The sequence below is a fragment of the Lentzea sp. NPDC004789 genome (assembly GCF_053601075.1).
Map to the genome: position 1 here is coordinate 269163 of NZ_JBSGBE010000001.1, position 18005 is coordinate 287167.

General features: G+C 71.2%; 18 protein-coding genes. 7 read left to right on the forward strand and 11 right to left on the reverse strand.

Features of this window, described 5'->3' with window-relative positions; genetic code table 11:
- Nucleotides 1–11: 11 nt before the first annotated feature.
- From ACWEIJ_RS01235 to ACWEIJ_RS01260, 6 genes are all read right to left on the reverse strand, one after another.
- Complete coding sequence (locus ACWEIJ_RS01235; protein WP_449835206.1) at nucleotides 12–932, reverse strand: cation diffusion facilitator family transporter; 921 nt, start codon at nucleotides 930–932, stop codon at nucleotides 12–14.
- Between the two features lie 45 nt (nucleotides 933–977).
- Nucleotides 978–2192 carry a mannose-6-phosphate isomerase, class I gene (gene manA, locus ACWEIJ_RS01240; protein WP_449835207.1) on the reverse strand — a complete coding sequence of 405 codons (1215 nt, stop codon included), beginning with the start codon at nucleotides 2190–2192 and terminating at the stop codon, nucleotides 978–980.
- A gap of 20 nt (nucleotides 2193–2212) precedes the next feature.
- Nucleotides 2213–3280: a hypothetical protein gene (locus tag ACWEIJ_RS01245; protein WP_449835208.1), complete on the reverse strand. Its 1068-nt coding sequence runs from the start codon at nucleotides 3278–3280 to the stop codon at nucleotides 2213–2215.
- A gap of 4 nt (nucleotides 3281–3284) precedes the next feature.
- Nucleotides 3285–3485 (reverse strand): Trm112 family protein, encoded by a 201-nt coding sequence (locus ACWEIJ_RS01250; RefSeq protein ID WP_189257721.1) that lies wholly within the window; start codon nucleotides 3483–3485, stop codon nucleotides 3285–3287.
- 12 nt (nucleotides 3486–3497) lie between these two features.
- Complete coding sequence (locus ACWEIJ_RS01255; RefSeq protein ID WP_449835209.1) at nucleotides 3498–4850, reverse strand: phosphomannomutase/phosphoglucomutase; 1353 nt, start codon at nucleotides 4848–4850, stop codon at nucleotides 3498–3500.
- Nucleotides 4851–4932: 82 nt separating this feature from the next.
- Complete coding sequence (locus tag ACWEIJ_RS01260) at nucleotides 4933–5292, reverse strand: DUF3499 domain-containing protein (RefSeq protein WP_355445061.1); 360 nt, start codon at nucleotides 5290–5292, stop codon at nucleotides 4933–4935.
- A gap of 93 nt (nucleotides 5293–5385) precedes the next feature.
- Here ACWEIJ_RS01260 and ACWEIJ_RS01265 point away from each other — a divergent pair, with 93 nt between their 5' ends.
- The gene (locus ACWEIJ_RS01265) at nucleotides 5386–5829 is read left to right on the forward strand and encodes a metallopeptidase family protein (protein WP_086660853.1); all 444 of its coding nucleotides are present in this window, start codon (nucleotides 5386–5388) and stop codon (nucleotides 5827–5829) included.
- A gap of 476 nt (nucleotides 5830–6305) precedes the next feature.
- On the opposite strand, the gene ACWEIJ_RS01270 is transcribed toward ACWEIJ_RS01265, so the two are convergent.
- Nucleotides 6306–9461, reverse strand: a complete 3156-nt coding sequence (locus tag ACWEIJ_RS01270; protein WP_449835210.1) for a glycosyltransferase — start codon at nucleotides 9459–9461, stop codon at nucleotides 6306–6308.
- 39 nt (nucleotides 9462–9500) lie between these two features.
- Nucleotides 9501–9797, reverse strand: coding sequence for a WhiB family transcriptional regulator (locus tag ACWEIJ_RS01275; RefSeq protein ID WP_045315329.1), 297 nt, complete (start codon nucleotides 9795–9797; stop codon nucleotides 9501–9503).
- 245 nt (nucleotides 9798–10042) lie between these two features.
- On the opposite strand from ACWEIJ_RS01275, the gene ACWEIJ_RS01280 reads away from it, so the two are divergent.
- The 4 genes from ACWEIJ_RS01280 to ACWEIJ_RS01295 are packed head-to-tail and all read left to right on the forward strand — an operon-like array spanning nucleotide 10043 to nucleotide 13639.
- Complete coding sequence (locus tag ACWEIJ_RS01280; RefSeq protein ID WP_449835211.1) at nucleotides 10043–10798, forward strand: site-2 protease family protein; 756 nt, start codon at nucleotides 10043–10045, stop codon at nucleotides 10796–10798.
- A 33-nt stretch (nucleotides 10799–10831) separates the two neighbouring features.
- The gene (cofD, locus tag ACWEIJ_RS01285) at nucleotides 10832–11800 is read left to right on the forward strand and encodes a 2-phospho-L-lactate transferase (protein ID WP_449835212.1); all 969 of its coding nucleotides are present in this window, start codon (nucleotides 10832–10834) and stop codon (nucleotides 11798–11800) included.
- Complete coding sequence (locus tag ACWEIJ_RS01290) at nucleotides 11736–13115, forward strand: coenzyme F420-0:L-glutamate ligase (protein ID WP_449835213.1); 1380 nt, start codon at nucleotides 11736–11738, stop codon at nucleotides 13113–13115. The genes cofD and ACWEIJ_RS01290 overlap by 65 nt, the downstream gene beginning before the upstream one ends.
- Nucleotides 13112–13639, forward strand: a complete 528-nt coding sequence (locus ACWEIJ_RS01295) for an NUDIX hydrolase (RefSeq protein WP_449835214.1) — start codon at nucleotides 13112–13114, stop codon at nucleotides 13637–13639. The genes ACWEIJ_RS01290 and ACWEIJ_RS01295 overlap by 4 nt, the downstream gene beginning before the upstream one ends.
- Here the strand turns inward: ACWEIJ_RS01295 and ACWEIJ_RS01300 are convergent.
- Nucleotides 13636–14517: a DNA-3-methyladenine glycosylase family protein gene (locus ACWEIJ_RS01300; protein ID WP_449835215.1), complete on the reverse strand. Its 882-nt coding sequence runs from the start codon at nucleotides 14515–14517 to the stop codon at nucleotides 13636–13638. The two genes, ACWEIJ_RS01295 and ACWEIJ_RS01300, sit on opposite strands and share 4 nt — an antisense overlap.
- Complete coding sequence (locus tag ACWEIJ_RS01305) at nucleotides 14510–15577, reverse strand: sugar phosphate nucleotidyltransferase (protein WP_449835216.1); 1068 nt, start codon at nucleotides 15575–15577, stop codon at nucleotides 14510–14512. Before ACWEIJ_RS01305 ends, ACWEIJ_RS01300 begins: the two co-directional genes overlap by 8 nt.
- 101 nt (nucleotides 15578–15678) lie before the next feature.
- Here ACWEIJ_RS01305 and ACWEIJ_RS01310 point away from each other — a divergent pair, with 101 nt between their 5' ends.
- Nucleotides 15679–16053, forward strand: coding sequence for a hypothetical protein (locus tag ACWEIJ_RS01310; RefSeq protein ID WP_449835217.1), 375 nt, complete (start codon nucleotides 15679–15681; stop codon nucleotides 16051–16053).
- A 4-nt stretch (nucleotides 16054–16057) separates the two neighbouring features.
- Here the strand turns inward: ACWEIJ_RS01310 and ACWEIJ_RS01315 are convergent, their stop codons facing one another.
- Nucleotides 16058–16966, reverse strand: a complete 909-nt coding sequence (locus ACWEIJ_RS01315) for a glycosyltransferase family 2 protein (RefSeq protein ID WP_449835218.1) — start codon at nucleotides 16964–16966, stop codon at nucleotides 16058–16060.
- A 20-nt stretch (nucleotides 16967–16986) separates the two neighbouring features.
- Here ACWEIJ_RS01315 and ACWEIJ_RS01320 point away from each other — a divergent pair, with 20 nt between their 5' ends.
- Nucleotides 16987–17958 (forward strand): glycosyltransferase family 4 protein, encoded by a 972-nt coding sequence (locus ACWEIJ_RS01320; protein WP_449835219.1) that lies wholly within the window; start codon nucleotides 16987–16989, stop codon nucleotides 17956–17958.
- Nucleotides 17959–18005: the final 47 nt, after the last annotated feature.

Below are 18005 nucleotides of genomic sequence, written 5' to 3' on the forward strand. Positions count from 1 at the left end.
CGTCCGGAGTTTCAGGACTTGACCGTTGACCGGTCCAGATCCGGCTCCAGGTAGATCAACCGAGCGTGCGGGACCTTGTTCCGCACCCGCTGCTCGGCGTCGTTGATCGCCTGAGCCACCTCGTCCAACGGCAGCTCGGGCTCCAACGCGATCTTGGCGGCGACGAGCAGCTCCTCCGGCCCGAGGTACTGCGTCTTGATGTGGATGACCCGCTGCACCTTGCCCACGGCCAGCTCGTCGCAGATCAGGTCGAGATCGGCGTCGGACGCACCCTCGCCGATCAGCAGCGACTTCATCTCGATGATCAGGATGATCGCGATCACGCCGAGCAGCGTGCCGATGGCGATGGTGCCGAGCGCGTCGAACACCGGGTCGCCGGTCACCGTGGTGAGGCCGACGCCGAGCAGCGCGAGGACGAGACCGATGAGCGCGCCCGCGTCCTCCAGCAGCACGACCGGAAGCTCCGGCACGCGGGAGTTGCGGATGAAGCCCCACCAGGTGGAGTTGCCCTTGATCTTCTTCGACTCGCCGATCGCGGTGACGAAGCTGTAGCCCTCCAGGCCGATCGCGACGAGGAGGATCGCCACCGCGACGATCGGGCTGTCCAGGGCGGAGGGCTCGTGCAGCTTGTGGATGCCCTCGTACAGGGCGAAGACCGAGCCGAGGCTGAAGAGCATCAGGGCGACCACGAACGACCAGAAGTAGCGGTCGCGGCCGTAGCCGAACGGGTGGAGCCTGGTGGCCTGGCGCTGGGCCGTCTTCTGGCCGAGCAGCAGCAGGCCCTGGTTCGACGTGTCGGCGACCGAGTGCACCGCCTCGGCCAGCATCGACGACGAGCCGGTGATCAAGAATCCGACGAACTTGGCTGCCGCGATACCGGCGTTCGCCACCAACGCCGCGATGATGGCCTTGGTTCCGCCCCCTGCTGACACGCCTGTCTCCTCGCTTGACCAGTCCGGTTTGTCCGGTCGTGAACCTTAGTCGTTCCCGGCCGTGGCGCGGAAAAGTTGAGCGGATTCAACACCATCCGGCCGGACGAGCACCGCCGGGTCCGAGGCGGGCAGCCACACGGACTGGCCGCGGGTCAGGCGCAGCTCGTCGCCGCGGGCGTTCGTCAGCACCGCCGCGCCCGCAGTGCACAGCATGATCTGCGGGCCGTCGTGGTTCACGCGGGTCTCGCCGGTGACGTCCAGCCGCGACAGTTCGAACTCCGGCGCGGGCGTGCGGTAGACGCGGACGCCGGGCGAGATCTCCTCGCCGAGCATGACCTCCATGTCGCCGCAGGTGAAGTCGAGCACGCGCAGCAGTTCCGGCACGTCGACGTGCTTCGGGGTGAGGCCGCAGCGCAGGACGTTGTCGGAGTTCGCGAGGATCTCGATGCCGGTGCCGCGCAGGTACGCGTGCAGGTTGCCGGCGGGCAGGTGGATGGCCTCGCCCGGCTGCAGCACGATGCGGTTCAGCAGCAACGCGGCCAGCACGCCCGCGTCGCCGGGGTAGGACTCGCCGAGCTCCAGGACCGTGCGGCACTCCAGGTCGAACTCGCCGTGCTCCTTCACGTGCAGCACGCACGCGTCCAGGACCTGCGGCAGCAGCGTCGAGAGCGACGTCTGCGGGAGCGTGATCAGCATCGTGAACAGCGCGCGCAGGCCGGACGCGTCCGGCTGCGCGACCAGCATCTCGGTGTACGGGGCCAGCGCGGGTGCGTCCAGCTCGCGCAGCAGCGCCACCGTCCGCGCGGGGGCGCGGAAGCCGGCGAGGGCGTGGAACTCGGTCAGGGCGCAGATCAGCTCCGGCTTGGCGGCCGGGTCCTTGTAGTTGCGCACCGCGGCGTCGCGCGGAACGCCGGCGGCCTCCTCCGCGGCGAAGCCCTCCGCCGCCTGCGCCGCGGACGGGTGGGCCTGCAGGCTCAGCGCCTCCTCGGCGGCGAGCACCTTGAGCAGGAAGGGAAGCCGGCTGCCCCACCGCTGAGACACGCGCGTGCCCAGCTGGCCGCCGGGGTCAGCCGACAGCAGGTCGAGCAACGAGCGCTCGGCGCCGTCCGCGCCGACGATCCGGGACGGGTCGCCGGGATGGGCGCCCATCCACAGCTCGGCCTCGGGATGGGGTGCGGGCACCTCCCTCCCGAGCAGCTCGGCGATGGCCGTGCGCGATCCCCACGCGTACGGCCTGACCGCGTTGTGCAGCAGGTCCACTTCTCTTCTCAGCTCCCAAATCAGTACGGGTTGCCGCCGAGCGTTCCGGCGGCGAGCCCGAGGTAAAGCGCGGCCAGTTCGAAGCGGAGCGCGAGCAGCGCGGCGCTGACCGCGTCGCCTCCCGCCACCTCGACGGCCGGCTCCAGCACGTCGGCTCCCGGCAGGGCGTCCTCGGCAGCGTGCCGAACAGCATCGGCCACCGGGCCCTGGCGAACGGCCAGCAACAGCACGCGGACGAGACCCGGAGTTCCCATCTCGTCGTCCGGGTCGGCGAACAGGTCCGCGCCAGAAGTCCCCTGCACCGCGCGGCGGTGCAGCACCGGGCGGGTCAGCGCCTGCGGATACCCGGCGACATCGCAGGCAATCCCGGCGAACGCCGCCAGCACGCCCGCGCCGTGCACGCCCACCGACGTGGCGACCTCGTCGAGGCCCCACAGCAGCGGCGTGCGGTCGGCGACGCGCAGCGCGAGCGACTTCGCCGGGTTCACGAACGACTCGTGCATCGGGTGGTCGCGCTCGGCCTCGCGGTCGAGCTCGTCCGCGATCAGGCCGATGTCGACCTTGAGCAGGTTGAGCGAGTTCAGCACGGTGAGCCATGCGGCGAGCGCACGGTGGAAGCTGAAGCCCGGCGGCACGTCGACGCGTGGAGCGAGCAGCACGGCCTGGCCCGCCGCAGCGGCGGCGACCGGACCGGCGTCGGGCGCCGTCAGCAGCGTGCGCGCGCCACGACGGGAAGCGCGGTCGATCGACTCGGCGAGCACGCGGTCACCGGGGTCCTCCGTGTGCGCGAGCACCACGTCGAGCGCGCCGACCCACGGCGGCACCTCGTCGGACACCACGACCGGCACCGAGCAGCCCGGACCCAGCAACGCCATGACGACGTGGGCGACCGCCACCGAGTGGCCGGGCCGGGTGACCAGCACGACCGCGCGCGGGCGTTCGGAGAAGATCCGCTCCACCCCCGCCTCGGCCGCGGCCTCGGCGGTGGAACGGACCTGTGCTCCCGCCCGAGCGGCAGCCCTCAGCCAGCCACCGGTGTCGGCGTCGGCGAGGCGGCTCGGGTCGTCGAGCAGCATGTCGTCGAGCACCGGATCACCCAGCCGAGGGCGGCTCGACCGCCTCGTCCAGCAGCAGTACCGGGATGCCGTCGCGCACCGGGAAGGAACGTCCGCACGCGGTGCACGTGAGGAAGTCCGCCTCCGGGTCGTCCGGCTTCCCGACCTGCAACGGCGCGTGCTCGGGGCACGGGCAGGCGAGGATCTCCAGCAACTGCTCTTCGAGCTTGACGGCCACTTCTGTTCCCCCTCAGGCCCGCACGATCGCGAGGACCTCGTCGCGCAGTGCGGCGACGGCCTCGTCGTTGGCGGCTTCGACGTTCAGGCGCAGCAGCGGCTCGGTGTTCGAGGCCCGCAGGTTGAACCACGACCCGTCCGCCAGCTGCACGGTGAGACCGTCCAGCTCGTCCAGCGTGACGCCGTCGCGGGAACCGAACTCCTCCTTGATCGCGGCGATCCGGCCGGCCTGGTCGGACACGGTCGAGTTGATCTCACCGGAGGCGGCGTAGCGGTTGTAGACCTCGGTCAGCTTCGACAGCGGACCGTCCTGCTCGCCCAGCGCGGCCAGCACGTGCAGCGCGGCCAGCATGCCGGTGTCGGCACGCCAGAAGTCGCGGAAGTAGTAGTGGGCGGAGTGCTCGCCACCGAAGATGGCTCCCGTCTTGGCCATCTCCTCCTTGATGAACGAGTGCCCGACGCGCGTGCGCACCGGCTGGCCGCCGTGCTCGCGCACGATCTCCGGCACCGCGTGCGAGGTGATCAGGTTGTGGATGATCGTGCCGCCGGGGTCCTTCGCCAGCTCGCGCACCGCGACCAGCGCGGTGATCGCCGACGGGCTCACCGGGTCGCCGTTCTCGTCCACGACGAAGCAGCGGTCCGCGTCACCGTCGAACGCGACACCCGCGTCCGCGCCCTCGGCCTTCGTGCGGGCCTGCAGGTCGACGATGTTCTTGGGGTCGAGCGGGTTCGCCTCGTGGTTCGGGAAGCTGCCGTCGAGCTCGAAGTACATGGGGATCACCTCGATGGGCAGGCCCTCGAAGACCTGCGGCACCGTGTAGCCGCCCATGCCGTTGCCCGCGTCCACGACGATCTTGAGCGGGCGGATGTCCTTCAGGTTGACCAGCTCGTTCAGGTACGCCGCGTAGTCCGCGAGCATGTTGCGCTCTTCGAACGTCCCGCGCTCGACGCCCTCGGCGTCCGGCACCTGGTTCTCGGCGTCCTGGCGGATCTGCGCGAGCCCGGAGTCCTGCCCGACGGGGCTCGCGCCCGCGCGGCAGAGCTTGATGCCGTTGTACTGCGCGGGGTTGTGGCTCGCGGTGAACATGGCACCGGGCAGGTCGAGCTTGCCGGACGCGAAGTAGAGCATGTCCGTGCTGGCCAGGCCGATGCTGATGACGTTGACGCCCTGCGCCTGCGCACCCTCGGCGAACGCCCTGGACAGCTCGGGCGACGAGTCGCGCATGTCGTGACCGATGACGATGGCGGGCCCGCCCACCAGCCGCGCGAAAGCCGCGCCGAAGTCGCGCACTACGCCGGCGTCCAGCTGCTCGCCGACCACCCCACGGATGTCGTACGCCTTGACGATGCCGGACAGGTCACGCACGCCGCACACTCCCGAAACTCGCTCTTGACGGCCACTGCCCCGGCAGCCTACCGGCGAGAGGATTAGTGATGCGTGTGGTCAGTCAGTCCTCGTGCGGATCAGGCAATACCCGCAGGTGACCACGCCTCTGCGTGCCCGCGGGCACATCGGGCACCTTGGGGGTCACATCAGCCCGCCCAGCCTCGCGCACGGCCTCGGCCAGCGCCGTCAGGTCGTCCACGCTCGGCTCGGGCGCCGCGAACTCACCCTGATGCCTGACGACCTCCCACCCGCGCGGCGCCGTGAGCCGCAACGCGTGCTCCTCGCACAGGTCGTAGCTGTGCGGTTCGGAGTACGTGGCGAGCGGTCCGACGACTGCGGTGGAGTCCGCATAGGCGTAGGTGAGCGTGGCGACAGCCGGGTTAGCACACCCGGTTCGCGAGCACCGTCTCACGCTCCGCACGATCGGGGACGATAGCGCGTCCACGCGAGCCTGTGTGTGAGGCACGCTGTGTTTGCTCTCCCGGCGCAGCAACTAGGCTGCTGGGTTGTGGTGATGGCACGAGGTTCACGTCGACAGGACTCGCCGCGTCGGCGCAACCGAGACCGGCACGGCCGAGGCCTGCGCGGCCCTCTCTACCCGGCCACCCTGCCGGCCGCCCGCTCCCGCGCCGAACGCTTCGACGCCCTGGTCATCGAGGCTCTGGAGCCCATCGAGGCCCGCTGGCGCACCGAGCTCACCCAGCTCGACGTGGCCGTCGACGACGTGCCCGACGTGCAGGTGGAGGGCGAGGACGGCGTGGTGGAGGACGGCAACGTCCCGCTCGCCCGCCTGCTGCCCGCCGGGTCCGACCAACGTGCCCGAATCGTTCTCTACCGGCGCCCGCTGGAGGCCCGCGCGAAGGACGGCGCGGACCTGGCGGACCTGGTGCACGACGTCCTGGTCGAGCAGGTGGCGAACTACCTGGGCCTGGACCCGGACGTGATCGACGAGGGCTGAGTCCCTTCTCACACCGCCCACCCGCCTGCTCCGCACGGCACGCGGGGAGCTTTCGTACTCTCCTGCAGTACGAAAGGGCCCCGCGTGCGCCAACACCAACCCACACCACATCCAGTGGCCCGGAAGTACGCGGGGAGCTTTCGTACTCTCCTGCAGTACGAAAGGGCCCCACGTGCGCCAACAACCAACCCACACCACACCCAACGGCCCAGAAGTACACGGGGAGCTTTCGTACTCTCCTGGAGTACGAAAGGGCCCCACGTGCGCCAACAACCAACCCACACCGCATCCAGTGGTCCGGAAGTACGCGGGGAGCTTTCGTACTCTCCTGCAGTACGAAAGGGCCCCACGTGCGCCAACAACCAACCCACACCGCATCCAGTGGTCCGGAAGTACGCGGGGAGCTTTCGTACTCTCCTGGAGTACGGGAGGGCCCCGCGTGCGGCAGCGGCTGCGGCGGCGGCAGGGGTTAGGGGTTAGGGGCGGCGGCGGGTTGGGATCGCGGTCAGGAGTGTGAACAGGGCTGCTGCGGCCTGCGCCAGCAGCAGGAAGTCCCGCAGCGTGGTCGACATCTCCGCCCGGACCTCGGCGGCCGAGCCCGGCAACGGCACCCCGACCAGGTGGCCCCAGGCCCGGACCACCGGCACCTGCACGCCGTCCACGGACACCGTCCACCCCGGCTCGTCCTCGGCGGCGAGCACCAGCACCCGCCCGTCCCCACCGGCGGAGACCCGCACCGCGACCTCGGGCAGCGACACGTTCACCGGTGACACCCCGGCCGCGGCCAGCTCGACCGGCGGATCCCCGCCGGTCCGCGCCCGCCGGGCGAGGTCAGGCGCGAGCAGCACCCCGGTGTCGGCGGCGAACCTCAGCCGCAGCACGGGACGCCCGTCCGAAGCCGCGGGCGCGACCGAGACCAGTTCCCCGGCCGCGCTGCGCACCCGAGCCGCGGCCTCCTCGGACGGCAGCACCACGAACGTCACGCCGGACGAAGCCGCCTGAGCCAGGGCCACCTTCACCGCGGGCGCGGCCCCGTCCAGCAGCGACGAGTTCCAGCGCCGCAACCGAGCCGGCGACGACACGGTGGGCATCAGGTCGTCGTCCCCGAACGCGGGCATCCGCCCGGCCACCTGCCGGACCGGCGCTCCGAGGATCAGCACGGACCGCCCGGTCCGCTCCAGCTCGGCCGTCAACGACTCCGACAGGCGCGTGCCGCCGTCGGCCCGCAACGGCCCGGACCTCAGGTCGAGCAGCCCGGCGACCCCGAGGCTGACCAGCGTCACCACACCGACCGCGTACACGGCCCGCCGCACCCGGACCTGTCCGGCGACGCCGGGCGGCACCCCGCGCTGACACCCGGCGAGCACCACGCACACGAGCCCCCACGCCAGGATCACCAACGGGGTCCCCGGCCAGGCCTGAACGGCCGCGACGGCCGCCAGCGAACCGATGGCCAGCACGATCACGAACAGCCCCGGCAGCATCGCGGCGTTGGGGCGCAGCACCGCGGCCGCGAACGCCGCCGCCACGAACACCGAGCACACGATCAGGTTCGGCGGAGGTGACGAGAACACCGCGCCGAGCCCGTTCAGCACCATCTCGGGGTGTTGCAGCAACACGGCCGGCCAAGGCAACAACAACGCCATCGGCAACAGCACGATGGCGAACAACGCGGCGATGCGCCGCGCCCCGCCGGACACCGCGACGAAGCCGCCCAGGGCGCCGACGATCGTCACGGCGTGGGTCAACGGTGAGAACGCCCCGAGCACCGCGACGCCGATCGCCGTGCCGGAGGCCATGGGCAACCACGCGTGCGTGGACGACGCGCGCAACACCGCGTACACGCCGGCGAACACCACGGGCGTCACGACGTGGACGACGACGACGTCCAACCGTCCCTCCGCCACGGCCGTCGTGGCCACTGGCAGCAATCCGTAGAAGGCCGCCACCACCGCGCGCACGGACCGTCGCACGCGCATGCCGCGTGACGCGATGTACGCCGACAACGCCGCGAGGGGGATGTCGCCGAGCATCAACAACGCGACCGCGAACGAAGGGCCGCCGGGGATCAGCCCCAGGACGGCCAGAGCGGCCGGAGCGGGCGCGGCGGTGCCGCCGAACACCGGATGCCAGGAGTCGAGATAGGTCGACCAGACCGACCCCAGCGACCCGACGGGGAGCAGCCGGCCGCCGGCCAGGTCCAACCCGAGCCGCGACCAGTTGGCCACCACCGCGACCACCGACAGGGCCAGCACCAGCAGCACCGGAGGGGCCAGCAGCAACGACCGCAGCACCCGCGACTGGTCGACCTCGACGAAGACCATCTCCGCGCCGCGCGGGCCCGGAGACGGCCGGGGACGTGGTGAAGGCCGCAGTGCACCGGGCAGCGCCGCGTCGACCGGCACGACGACCGGTGGCCGGCGCAGACCGGCCACCCGCGGACGGCCCCGAGCCGCGCCGGCGGGCAACGCCGAGGGGCCGACCAGCGGGACGTCCACTTCGGACGGTTCGAGCCACGCCGAACGAGCGTCGGACGCGGGCAGGCGGCCCAGCGCGGCGTCGGCCTCGACCCGGCGGCGGATCAGGAAGGCGGCACCGGCGCGCACCGCGTTGCGGAACCTGGTCAGTCGCGAGGTGAACAGGCCGCGCACCACGGCGGACCCGCGGCGCGCGCGGCGACCCTGCAGCAGACGGCCCCTGGTCAGGAGGTAGCGGGCGGCGCCCACTTCGGCGTGCGCGTCGGCGAAGCGGCGCAGAAAGAGGAAACCCAGCGCCCGCAGCAAAGACAGAAACAGCAGTCGCGGAAGTCCGATGAGGAACGAGAAACCCGAGGTGTTGACCAGGAACGTGCGCATGCCGTGCGCGCGGTCGACGCCACGAAACGATGGACCGGGACGGGCCATGGCCGCATCCAAACGGCGTGCACCTTTAGTTGCGGCGCGAGCGTGGCGCATTCGGGCCACGGGAACGCACAGGACCAAATGACCGGCCCGGTTGACGCGCCAGCCGAAGTCGACGTCGTCGCGCAGCAGCGGCATCGCCTCGTCGTAGCCGCCCAGCGCGTGCCACACCTCGCGGCGGATCAGCGAACCGGCCGACGACACCGCCAGCACCTCGGTGCTCTGCTGGAACGAGGCGGAGTGTTCGGCGGACGAAAGGCCGAGCTGTCGATGTCCTGAAGAATCCGTCGACAGACCTGCCTCGACGACCAGCCGAGAATCCACCCAATCGAGGCACAGCGGGCCCAGCACGGCAGCGCTGGGAGACACCTCGGCCGCGGTCAGCAGGGCGGCCAGGCAGTCGGGTTCGGGCGCGCTGTCGTCGTGCAGCAACCACAGCCACTTGCCGGGATCGCCCCACCGTTCGACGGCGTGCTCGACGGCCACGCGCACGGCCGTGCCGAAACCCGTGCCGCGCGGCAGGGTCAGCACGCCGTCCAGCAGATCTTCCGCCTCCGCCAGGATCTTCGCCGTGCGGTCGTGAGACCCGGTGTCGACCGCGATCACGTGCCGAGGGCGAATTCGCTGACGCCGCAACGCGGACAGCGCCGTGCTGAGCCACTGGTCGCCGTCGTGGCAGACCAGGACGCACAGCACCGGCGCAGTCCGGAGCCTCGGGTGAGGACTTGTCACGTCCTCAAGTTAAGGCACAAAGATCACACTTTTGACCGGCTAGACGGCTCGCTTCTTCAGCTTGCGGCGTTCCCTCTCCGAGAGACCGCCCCAGATGCCGAAGCGTTCGTCGTGCTGGAGCGCGTACTCAAGGCACTCCGACCGGACCTCGCAGCCCAGGCAGATGCGCTTGGCCTCCCGCGTCGAACCACCCTTTTCGGGGAAGAACGCCTCGGGATCCGTCTGCGCGCAGAGCGCACGCTCCTGCCAGTCCTGCTCGTCGGCAGGGTCGAACAGGTACGACAGCTCGCCCTGCACAACCGGCTGCGCGACGTGATCTTCTTCGAATTCCTGCATTTCGTCCGCCTCCTCGCCTTCCGCTCTCCCCGGTTGGCGGACGCCAGACGCCGTTCCCACAACGACGAATGACACCGATGTGATTACACCTGCGTCACAGCGGGCGGTCAAGCGGAGTCCACACGTCGGGGGATATTCGCGCAGATGGCCGCAAAAACCTTGACTGGCAGCACAGACAGTGATTCACGCGTCGCAAGGGGTCCCCGAACGGCCCACCACACCAGCCGACACGCCACACTGGAGGGGTGAAGCGATCAGCGGTGCGCCCCAGTCCACTGTTCCTCGGCCTGCTCGCGGCAACCGTCGCCGGAGCTGCTCTCACCCTGCTCGAAGGTGACGTCGCCATCATCGCGGGCACCATCCTCTTCGTACTCGCCGGGTGGGCGGTGACGCTGTGCCTGCACGAGTTCGGGCACGCCGCCGTGGCCTACAAGGGCGGCGATTTCTCCGTGCGGGACAAGGGATATCTGACCCTCGACATCCGCCGTTACACCGATCCCGTGCTGAGCATCGTGCTGCCGCTCGTGCTCCTCGCCGTCGGCGGAATTCCCCTTCCGGGTGGCGCGGTGTGGATCAACCACCACGCGCTGCGCTCGAAGAAGATCGAGTCGCTCGTCTCACTCGCCGGCCCCGCCGCGAACCTCGCGATCGGCGTGATCCTCGCGGGAATCGTCACGCTGTTCTCGCCGCCTGCCGCGCTCGCGGGCGCAATTTCGTACCTGGCTTTGTTGCAGGTGGTCGCGTTCCTGCTGAACATCCTTCCGATTCCCGGCCTGGACGGCTGGGGCGTCTGGGAGCCGTTCATGCCGTACCAGGCGCAGCAGTTCGGCGCGAAGGCCAGGATGTGGGCACCGCTGGTGCTCTTCGCCGTGCTGCTGACCTTCTCCGAGGTCAACGTGCTGTTCTTCCAGGCGGCGTCCGCGGTGTTCGAGGCGATCGGCGGCGACCGGGGCTCTGCCGGTTCCGGCGCGGTCGCGTTCGCGTTCTGGCGCTACCTGTAGGCGTGCCGCGGCACTGTGGAAGCATGGTGCGGCGTGAAGGTCGTAGCACTGGTCGGCGGGGTCGGCGGCGCGAGGTTCCTGCAGGGACTCAAACAACTGTCACATCAAGGACAGGGGGCTGACGTCACCGCGGTGGTCAACACCGGCGATGACGTGTGGATGCACGGGTTGCGCATCACGCCCGACCTCGACACCTGCATGTACACGCTGGGCGGCGGGATCGACACCGAACGCGGCTGGGGCCGCGCGAACGAGTCGTGGACCGTCAAGGAGGAGCTCGCTGCGTACGGCGCCGAACCGACCTGGTTCGGGCTCGGCGACCGCGACATCGCGACGCACCTCGTGCGCACTCGCATGCTGCGCGCCGGCTATCCGCTGTCGGCCGTCACCGAGGCGCTGTGCGACCGCTGGCAGCCGGGCGTGCGGCTGCTGCCGATGTCCGACGACCGGGTGGAGACGCACGTCGTCGTCGAGCTGGACGGCGAGCCGAAGGCGATCCACTTCCAGGAGTGGTGGGTCAAGCACCGGGCGGCGCTGCCCGCGCAGTCGTTCGCGTTCGTCGGTGCCGAGGCCGCCACCGCCGGGCCGGGCGTGCTGGAGGCGATCGCCGAGGCGGACGCGGTGATCCTGGCCCCGTCCAACCCGGTGGTGAGCATCGGCACGATCTTGAACGTGCCCGGTGTGCGCGACGCGCTGCGCAAGACCGAGGCCGGTGTCGTGGGCCTGTCGCCGATCATCGGCGGGAAACCGTTGCGCGGTATGGCCGACGCTTGTTTGGACGCGATCGGTGTCGAGACCTCGGCCGAGGCGGTCGGACGGCACTACGGGTCCCGCAAGTGCTCGGAGGACGGCATCCTCGACGCGTGGCTGGTGCACACCGGCGACAGCGCCGACGTGCCGGGTGTCGCGGTTCGCGCGGTTCCGCTGCTGATGTCCGATGTGGACGCCACGGCGCAGATGGCCCGTGACGCGCTGGAGCTGGCCGGAGTCGACGTTGACTGATCACGCCGCCGCGGCGCTGGAGCTGCTGCCGGTACCGGGCCTGCCGGAGTTCCGCCCCGGCGACGACCTCGCGGGCGCGATCGCCGCCGCCGCGCCCTGGCTGCGCGACGGCGACGTGCTGGTCGTCACGTCCAAGGTGCTGTCCAAAGTAGAGGGACGGCTGGTCAGCGTGCCCGCCGACCCGGAGGAACGCGACCGGATCCGCCGCGCGCACGTAGAGGCCGAGTCCGTTCGCGTGCTGGCCCGCAAGATGCGCACGCTGATCACCGAGAACAAGCTCGGCATCGTGCAGGCCGCCTCGGGCGTCGACGCCTCCAACGTGGCGGGCGACGAGATCGCGCTGCTCCCCGTCGACCCGGACGGCTCGGCGGCGGCGTTGCGCGGCGCGTTGAAGGGCCTGCTCGGCGTCGAGGTCGCGGTGATCGTCACCGACACGATGGGCCGGGCGTGGCGAATGGGCCAGACCGACGCCGCGATCGGCGCGTCCGGCATCCGCGTGCTGCACAACTACGCCGGTTCGATCGACGAGCACGGCAACGAGCTGGTCGTGACGTCCGTGGCGGTCGCCGACGAGATCGCCGCGGCCGCCGACCTGGTCAAGGGCAAGCTCGGCGCGGTGCCGGTGGCGGTGCTGCGCGGGTTCGACGTGGTGGACGACGGCTCGTCCGCCCGCGACCTGGCCAGGCCGACGCACGAGGACCTGTTCCGGCTCGGCACGGAGGAGGCGCTGGCCCAGGGCCGGGCCGAGGCCGTGCTGATGCGGCGGTCCGTGCGGTTCTACTCGCCCGAACCCGTCGACGTCGCTGCCGTGCGACGTGCGGTCGGTGCGGCGTTGACCGCGCCCGCGCCGCACCACACCAAGCCGCTGCGGTTCGTGCTGGTGCGGGAGAAGCGCGCTGAGTTGCTGCGGGCGATGCGTGCGCAGTGGGAGGCGGACCTGCGCGGCGACGGGTTCACCGACGAGCAGATCGCGCGCCGGGTGCGGCGGGGCGACCTGCTGGTGGAGGCACCGGAGATCGTGGTGCCGTTCCTGGTCCGCGACGGAGCGCACGCGTACCCGGACCAGCGCAGGTCAGAGGCCGAGAAGACGATGTTCACGGTCGCCGGTGGCGCCGCGGTGCAGGGCTTGTTGGTGGCGCTGGCCGCCGAGGGGCTCGGGTCGTGCTGGGTGTCGTCGACGATCTTCTGCGCGGACGTGGTGCGGTCGGTGCTGGGGGTGCCGGAGGACTGGGAGCCGCTCGGCGCGGTGGCGGTCGGGCATCCGACGGAGCCGCTGACACCGCGGGAGCCGCTGGAAGGACTGATCGAGCTGTGACACTGCACGACGACGCGGTCTCCACGCTGAGCCGGTTCACCGGCCAGGACGCGTTGAAGGAGGCCTACCTGGGCTTTCTGGCAGCCCGCGAGGACGCCTGCCGGCGCTCCTGCGAACCCGGCCACCTCACGGCGTCGGCACTCGTCCTGGACGCCACCGCGGAGCACGCCCTGCTCACGCTGCACCCGCGCGTGGGCCGGTGGCTGCAGCTCGGCGGCCACTGCGAGCCGGAGGACGAGACGCTGGCCGCGGCCGCCCTGCGGGAGGCCACCGAGGAGTCCGGGATGCGCGGGCTGCGGATCGAGCCGACGCCGATCCACCTCGACGTGCACCCGATCACCTGCTCGCTCGGCAAGCCGACGCGGCACTTCGACGTGCGGTTCCTCGTGCGGGCACCGGTCGGCGCGCAGCCGGTGCGGTCGGCCGAGTCGGTGGACCTGCAGTGGTGGCCGCTGGACTCGTTGCCCGACAACGTGGACGACCTGCACCCGCTGATCGAGTCGGCACTGGCCAGGCTGCGTTAGAACTCGCGGTAGTCGCGCGGCGAGAACCTCGGGGCTCGCCGCGGCCGCTGCATCCCCGCCGCCTCCAGGTAGCGAACGGCCCGGTGGCGCTGTGGTTTGTACGGTTCCAGCAGCTCCATCATGCCGTCGTCGTCCACGGGCGTGCCGGTCAACGCCCAGCCCACGTTCTTCGCGACGTGGTAGTCCCCCACGCTCACCGCGTCCGGGTCGCCCCACGACCGTTGCGCCACCTCGGCCGAGGTCCACACGCCGATGCCGGGCACCTTCTCCAGCAGCTCGCGGCTGCGCATCTCGGCGGCCTTCTCCAGCCGGTGCGCGACCTGGGCGGCGTTGACCAACGTGCGGCGGCGCGCGCCGTCGAGACCGCACTGGTGCCATTCCCAGTCCTGCAACGACAGCAGCCGATGAGGTGTCGGCGGGACCTTGAGCGGCATCGGTCCGGGTGCGGGCTCGCCGAAGCGGCGGCCCAGTTCGCGCCACGTCCGGAACGCCTCCTTGCCGGTGACCTTCTGCTCCAGGATCGAGGCGAACAGCAGGTCCCAGACCCGCCCGCACGCGCCGAGCCGCAGGCCGGGGCGTTGGCGACGGGCTTCGGCGATGATCGGGTGGTGGGCGACGAACTCGTCGACCGGGTCGTCCGCGCCGAGCAGGGCGGGCAGGCCGTCGAGCAGCCACCCGCCGCCGTCGCCCCACGCCTCGGCCTCGATGACTCCCGAGGTGCGGCGCACGTGCAGAGTTCCCGGACCGCACGGGGTGTTCGCGGCGAACCAGATGCCGCCCTCCGCGGAGAAGGACGGATCACCCGGTCCGCGGCGCAGCGGTCCGAGCACCGCGCCCAGGTCCAGCGGGAACGGTGGTGTCCAGGATCTCCTAGGCATCCGTCGAGAAGCGCACGCCGGCCTCGGGCAGCACCACGCCCGGCCACACGCGCGCCCCGCCGATCAGCTCGCACCGCGCACCGATCACGGCCGAGTCGCCCACGACCGCGTCCCGCAGCACCGCACCGGCCTGCACCAGCGCACCGGCGCCGACGATCGAGCGCTCGACCACCGCGCCCTCACCGACGACCGCGCCGTCGAACAGGATCGCGCCGTCGAGCACCGCGCCGTCCGCGACCGTGCACCGGGCGCCGACCGCCGAGCCACCGCGAACCGTGGCGCCCTCGTGGATCGACGAGCCCTCCAGCACCAGGAAGTCACCGGGCTGCGCGACGGCGGCCGACGGCGCGACACCGCGGACCAGGTCGGCCGAGCCCTGCACGAACGCCTCCGGCTTGCCCAGGTCGAGCCAGTACGTGGCGTCGACGTGGCCCTGCAGGCGACGGCCCGCCTCCAGCAGACCGGGGAACGTCTCGCGCTCCACCGACACCGGGCGGCCCGCCGGGATGGCCTCGATGACCTCGCGCCGGAACACGTAGCAACCGGCGTTGATCTGGTCGGTCGGCGGGTTCTCGGTCTTCTCAAGGAACGCCTGCACGCGGCCCTCGTCGTCGGTCGGCACGCAGCCGAACGCGCGCGGGTCCGCGACCTTCACCAGGTGCAGCGTGACGTCCGCCTCGTGCTTGCGGTGCGTGTCCACGATCCCCGTCAGGTCGACGCCCGAGAGGATGTCGCCGTTGAAGACCATCACGTCGGGTTCGCGCAGCTTGTCCGCGACGTTGCGGATGGCACCCGCGGTGTCGAGCGGGACCTCCTCGACCACGTACTCGAGCTCAAGCCCCAGCCGGGACCCGTCGCCGAAGTACTCCTCGAACACCTCGGCCTTGTAGGACGTGCCGAGCACCACGTGCGTGATGCCGGCCTCCTTGATCCGCGACAACAGGTGGGTCAGGAAGGGCACCCCCGCGGTCGGCAGCATGGGCTTGGGAGCGGACAGGGTCAGCGGGCGAAGACGGGTGCCCTTGCCCCCGACCAGCACCACAGCTTCGACGCCGTGCACCTTTTTCCTCCTCCGCGTTACAGCGAGCCGTTCGACGGAATACTCTGACACGAAGCAGATCGTCATACGGGATCTGGTCCCGGCAAGGAGCTAAATCCGACATGGACCCCCGCGACCGGGCCGACGCCATGCTCGCCCGCGCCCGCGCACGTGGGCGGAACATCGTGACGCCGGACAACATGACGTCCCCCATGGACGCGTCCGACACGCTCCAGATCCCCCGCACGCTGGTCAACGCCGTGGACCCGCGCCAGGACCCGGACTCGACCATGATCATCCCGCCGGCCCAGATCGGTCACCAGCGGCCGCACCACCACCAGCAGCAGCCGCCGCCGATGCCCGCCCAGCAGAGGCCGCCGGCTCCCGCGGACGACGCGGAGATCACCCAGGTCGTGCAGCCCGGTGTGATCCCGACGGTCTCGAACCACCAGCAGCACCGGAACTCCCTGTCACAGCGCCTCAACGGCCCCCTGTGACGGTCTAGCGACCGGCCCACTCCCGCCACACCACGCGGCGGGCGACCTTCGACCGCGCGCCGATCACGAGCCGCTGCACGACCGTCGCGGGCATTCTCAGCAGCACCTCGCCGAACACCCGCGCCCGCAGGCCGAACGTGAAGTTGGCCGCATCGGGCACATCCCCGCGCACCGGCAGCAACGCCGTGATCACTCCGAACCGCGCCAGCTCCCGCACCGCCACCGGCCCCGGCGCGCACCGCAGCAGCATCAGCAGCCGGTTGCGCTCGTTCCACCGGTGGAACAACGCCGAACCCGGCCGCGTGCTCGCGCCGTGCCGGTGCCGCACCCGCGCCGGCCCCACCGAGATCACCCGGTGCCCGGCCAGCCGCAGCCGCCACGCCGTGTCGGTGTCCTCGTAGTAGCAGAAGAAGCTCGCCGGCACGCCACCCACAGCACGCAGCTCGGCCGTCCGCAGCAAGGCCGCGCCGCCGCAGAACCCGAACACCTCGCGCCCGGCGAGCACGACGTCCTTGCCGTAGCCGTCCGAGGTCAACGCCACACCGACGGACTGCGTCGAGCCGTCCGTCAGCAGGATCGACGACGTGGCGGCGGCCGCGGCCGGATCACCGTCGAGAGCGTGCTCCAGCTCGGTGAGCCACGACGGGTCCGGCACGGCGTCGTCGTTGAGCCACGCCACGTACGGGGTGTCGACGAGGTCGAGCACAGCGGCCAGCCCGCCCGCGTAACCGCGGTTGCGCGGCAGCCGCACGACCTCATGTCCGCTGATCAACGCGGCTGTGCCGTCGTCTGACGCGTTGTCGACGATGATCGTCCTATGTGGACTCTTCTGGGCCGAGAGGGCGTCCAGGCACGCCGTGATGTGGGCACGCCCGCGCCACGTCACGACCACCACGGTGCTGAGTGCCGACACGGCGTGAGACGGTACGCGACGTGCCCGAGCTCGTAGTGCTGACCGAGCAACTCAACGCCCCCGTCCCCGGCGGCACCGGCCGCTACACGGCCGAGCTGCTGCGCGCCCTGAAGGACACCGCGCCCGCGGGCTGGACCGTCACCACCGCGGCGACGGCCGGTGCGGACCGCGTGATCAGGGTGCCGCGCCGGGTGCTGGTGGCGTTGTGGGAACGGGGACTGCCGCCGAAGCTCGGCCCGCACGTGCACGCGCCCACGCCGCTCGCCCCGCTGCCGGGCGCGGTCGTGACGGTGCACGACGTCGTGCCGTGGACGCACCCGGAAACGCTGACCCCGCGCGGGGTCGCGTGGCACCGCAAGGTCATCGAGAAGGCCGCCCGGCAGGCCCGTGCGCTCGTGGTGCCGACACAGGCCGTCGCGGACCAACTGCGGACCCACTTGCACGTCGAAGTTCCGGTCCACGTGGTGCCCAACGGAGTCACGAAGCTCGTCGGCGAAAAACCGGCCGATCTGCCCGACCGGTACGTGCTCGCGGTCGGCACGATCGAGCCGCGCAAGGGCTTCGACCTGCTCGTCCGGGCGACCGGGCGACTGCGCGTCCCGCTGGTCGTGATCGGGCCGCAGGGCTGGGGTGGTGTCGATCTTCGAGCACCGCACGTGACGTTGCTGGGCAAGGTCTCCGACGAACGGCTGGCGTCGGTGCTCGCGGGGGCGACGGTGCTGGCAGCACCCAGTCTGGCCGAGGGTTTCGGGCTGCCGGTGCTGGAGGCGATGGCCGCGGGCGTACCGGTCGTGCACTCCGACGACCCCGCGCTCGTGGAGGTGGCGGGAGGCGCCGGAACGGTCGTGCGACGGGGCGATCTGGGGTCGTTGACGGAAGGTCTGCGTGCCGTCCTGACTGATCCGCGTCACACCGTCGAGTCGGGGCTCACCCGGGCGAGTGAGTTCACCTGGGCAAACACCGCACGCGGTGTCTGGGACACGCACGCTTAACAACCGGATTAGTGCAATCCCGCTAAACGCATTCGCAACTGACATTA

Bases quoted from the DNA above. Each gene is read 5' to 3' on its own strand.
- ACWEIJ_RS01265 (WP_086660853.1), top strand. From the start codon at position 5,386: ATGGCACGAGGTTCACGTCGACAGGACTCGCCGCGTCGGCGCAACCGA.
- ACWEIJ_RS01275 (WP_045315329.1), bottom strand. From the start codon at position 9,797: ATGCAGGAATTCGAAGAAGATCACGTCGCGCAGCCGGTTGTGCAGGGC.
- ACWEIJ_RS01290 (WP_449835213.1), top strand. From the start codon at position 11,736: ATGTGGACGCCACGGCGCAGATGGCCCGTGACGCGCTGGAGCTGGCCG.
- ACWEIJ_RS01300 (WP_449835215.1), bottom strand. From the start codon at position 14,517: ATGCCTAGGAGATCCTGGACACCACCGTTCCCGCTGGACCTGGGCGCG.
- ACWEIJ_RS01310 (WP_449835217.1), top strand. From the start codon at position 15,679: ATGGACCCCCGCGACCGGGCCGACGCCATGCTCGCCCGCGCCCGCGCA.